The 3,432-nt window shown below is 57.5% G+C and carries 3 protein-coding genes and 1 pseudogene; all 4 read left to right on the forward strand.

All coding sequences use genetic code 11. The annotated features are described in order from the left end of the window. The coding region (locus tag JMF90_RS29720; RefSeq protein ID WP_201325791.1) for a DUF4123 domain-containing protein at positions 1 to 694 on the forward strand (694 nt) is incomplete at its 5' end. After that, the gene (locus tag JMF90_RS29725) at positions 681 to 1,514 is read left to right on the forward strand and encodes a DUF3304 domain-containing protein (RefSeq protein ID WP_054928310.1); all 834 of its coding nucleotides are present in this window, start codon (positions 681 to 683) and stop codon (positions 1,512 to 1,514) included. The genes JMF90_RS29720 and JMF90_RS29725, both read left to right, overlap by 14 nt. Before the next feature lie 112 nt (positions 1,515 to 1,626). Continuing rightward, the gene (locus JMF90_RS29730; RefSeq protein WP_054928311.1) at positions 1,627 to 2,478 is read left to right on the forward strand and encodes a DUF3304 domain-containing protein; all 852 of its coding nucleotides are present in this window, start codon (positions 1,627 to 1,629) and stop codon (positions 2,476 to 2,478) included. Beyond that, positions 2,471 to 3,432, forward strand: a pseudogene (locus JMF90_RS29735) (hypothetical protein); the annotation flags it as partial. The gene JMF90_RS29730 and the pseudogene JMF90_RS29735, both read left to right, overlap by 8 nt.

Consider the following 3,432-nt stretch of genomic DNA (forward strand, 5'->3'; position numbering starts at 1 on the left):
GCGCCAGCTGTGGTTGGAGGCGGTCGACCTGCATGCGGTGACGTGGCTGTGGTCGACTTGGTCGTTCGATGCGCTCGATCAGCATTTGCGCCAATACGTGCAGTACAAGCTGCCCAACGGCCGCGCGTACTACCTGTTTTTTTTCGACAACCATGTATTGGGGCGACTTCGACAGGTGTGGAGCGATACGCAGGCGCAGCAGTTCGTTGCGCCGTTCGGCGAGATCCGATATCGCGACAGGCGGCTCGACGAGGTCGTGTGGCGCAATGACATGCCGGCGAGTGAAGGTGCGGTACCGGTGGGTGATGCGCCGGGTCTCAGCGAGCGACAGCATGCGCAACTGATCGAGCTCGGATATCCGGACAAGCTCGTGCTGAAGTTCCGCGAGACGATGGGGGCGATGGTCGATCACCTGTCCGATGTGGGGCTGCATGATCTGGTTGTCGAGCAACTCGCTCGAGCGACGGCACACGGGATCGTCGAGGAAGCGGAATTGCAGTGCTACGTGGTGACGGCTGTGCTGGTTTCGCCGCGGTTCGACGAGCATCCGGTCGTGAAGCCGTGGCTCGAGGCGGCTTCGCGAGGAGAAACGAGCGTCGATGCGGCACTGGCCTCTATCGACGATGCGACGTGGGACACGATTCGCGATGCACACGAGCGGGAATTGCTGGAGGCGCGTAGTGACGTGGCGTAGATCCGGGCTCGTGGTGGGGCTGCTCGCGGTCGCTTTCAGCTTGAGCGCGTGCGGCAAGTCGGAGCCGGTGTATAGCGGAATTTCCGTGATGGGCCGGAATTATCTGCCGTACAACATGAGTGGTTTCACCATTACCGACGCATACGGGAATAAGGCGAGTGGCGGTGGCGATGATCCACCGGGAGCGGGTGGCGGGAGCTTGAGATGTTGCTACAAGCTCAAGGGGACGGAATTCACGGTCAGGTGGGAGTACTACGATGTCGACCAGTGGCACAAAGGGGACAAGCAGACGTTCCGTGCCGAGGCGAAGGTGTCGATGCCGCCGTCCCGGTCGCCGGACGATGTGGGTTCCCGGATTTTCGAAGCGCACTTCTTTCCGGACCGGCATGTCGAGTTCCAGTTTCCCGGCCAGATGCTTGATGATGCACGGCTACCGATCATCGAAGTCGTGAAATGGGTGAAGCAGTATCAAGGGCAACTGGACAAGCGATACGACGAGCGCGAGGACCAGCAGTTTCGTCGTGTTGCCCGGATCGTGGCGTCTGCATGGTTGAAATATCGTCTGACCGACCGTAACGATTTGGAGCAGTACGCCTACTTCAGTTTGCTCATCAACAGCCAATTCGATACGCATCCGGACGCTCAGCGCATATTGAAGACCGCAGCCAGCCAGCCGGGTGCATTTGCAAAGTGGGCTCTGTCGCTTTCGAATCAGGTGCGCTCCGAGATGGCAAGCGGGAAATTCGTGGCGGTAGCTGCACCGCCGATAGCTGACGGTTTGCTGCCGTTAGCGCGTGTGGACGAGGCTCTGCATGGTTGATTGTGCGGAGAACTGCTCGCGGAATGAAAGAAGGGCGGCTTGCGTGGCAGACGGAACAATACCGATGCGCCGATATGTCGGTAACGCATGCTGGACAATCTTCGGAAGGAAAATGTCAGTGAATAGAGCGACGAGATTTTCAGGTCTAGCGAACCGTGTTCTGGCAGGGTGTCTGCTCGTGACGGCCATGGCGGCGTGCGGCAAGTCAGAGCCGACATATAGTGGCGTTTCGGTTATCGCCCACAACTATCTGCCGTACAACCTGGACGGGTTTACCATCACCGATGCCCACGGAAACAAGGCAGGCGGAGGGAATAGTTTGCCGGGCGGTGGCGGCGGCGTGACGTGTTGCTACAAGCTCCAGGGAACCGAGTTCACGGTCAAATGGAATTATGTCGACGTCGACCAGTGGCACAAAGGCAACGAGGAAACGCTTCACGGAGAGGCAAAAGCGACGTTGTCTCCGTCACCGGTTCCCGAGAAGATAGGTGATCGAATTCTCGAGGTTCACTTCTATCCGGATCGCCACGTCGAGCTTCAGTTTCCCGGCGCGCTGATAGATGAATCGCGTGTTCCGATGATCGATGTGTCGCGCTGGATGGCGAGCCGGTATCAGGCGCAATTGAGCAAGCGGTACGACGAGCGTGAAGACCAGCAGTTTCGCCGTGTTGCGCGAGTTGTCGCAATGGCATGGCTGAAATACCGCCTCACCGATCTCGACGATCTGAAACAGTACGCTTACTACAATCTGCTCGTGAATAGTCGCTTTGACTCGCATCCGGAGATCCAGCGCATGTTGCAAGCGGATGCGGGCAAGCCGGGGGCCTTCGCGAAGTCTATGCAATCGTTGCCGAAAAACATCCAGGCCGAATTGACGAGTGACAAGTTCGAACCGGTTGCGGTGCCACCCATCCCTGATGGGCTGATTCCGCCGGCACGCGTGGAGGAGAAAAAGCATGGCTGATAAAGTCAAACTTGATCCAGATGATGCAACGCCGACCTCCGTCTACGCACAAATCGCCAAGCAGAACGCAACGATGTACCCGAAGGGTGATTGCATGCCGTGCGGGGCGACGATTCGGATGGGCTTTTTCTTCGATGCATTCGGACGCCATCGCGATATCGACGATCAGTCGAGTTCGCAGTATTCCAATATCGCCCGGCTTTGGGAGGCGCATCGGGACCTTGAGGATCCGAGGCGGCCCGCGAATCAGTTCTGGTTCCGCTTCTATTATTCCGGATTGGGCACGCCGCTCAACGAGTCAGCTAAAGCCAATGAATGGATCAATGCAGGCGTAGCCGCATGCAAGATGGCCGGCAAGAAGGCATTGAGCGGAGCGGAGTCGGCTGCCAAGTTGTTCACTCGTGTCAACACACCGATCGAACAGGCGAACGTAAAAAAGCGCGTCGACGGCGTCAAGAAGCAACTCCTTGATGGATTTCTGGATGGCGATTTTTCGCTTCGACCGATTGATAAGGCATTCCAGGATCTCAGGAAGGATATCGAGCACATTCCCGCTCAGGCGCGGCGTGTGATGAATGTGTTGAATGCATCGCAGGAGCGCTACTGGGAACGAACCAAGGCGATGGGAACGCTGCTGTGGCGCAACGCGAAAAACGACTTCAAGAACAATGTCAAAGGCGCTCCGATGAAGGCAGGCTGGGCGGTTGCGCGCAGTCTTTTTGTCGGTATAGCGATGGAAAATGTGCCGATCGTGCGCGACAATTCCGTCATGGCCAAGGCGTTTGGAACGGGTGTCGATACCCGGTTGATCGCAGCGAAGGACCAGTTCAAAGCCGCGTACGAGGCCGTGAAGAACCAGATGCCGAACGTTCGGGCCATCGAGGTATCGGTGTTCGGTGCGGACCGAGGGTGCGTAATAACTTCGTATAGCATACATTATACGAAGTTATACGA

The organism is Burkholderia sp. E168m23 (assembly GCF_016586125.1).
Lineage (GTDB): Bacteria > Pseudomonadota > Gammaproteobacteria > Burkholderiales > Burkholderiaceae > Burkholderia > Burkholderia orbicola.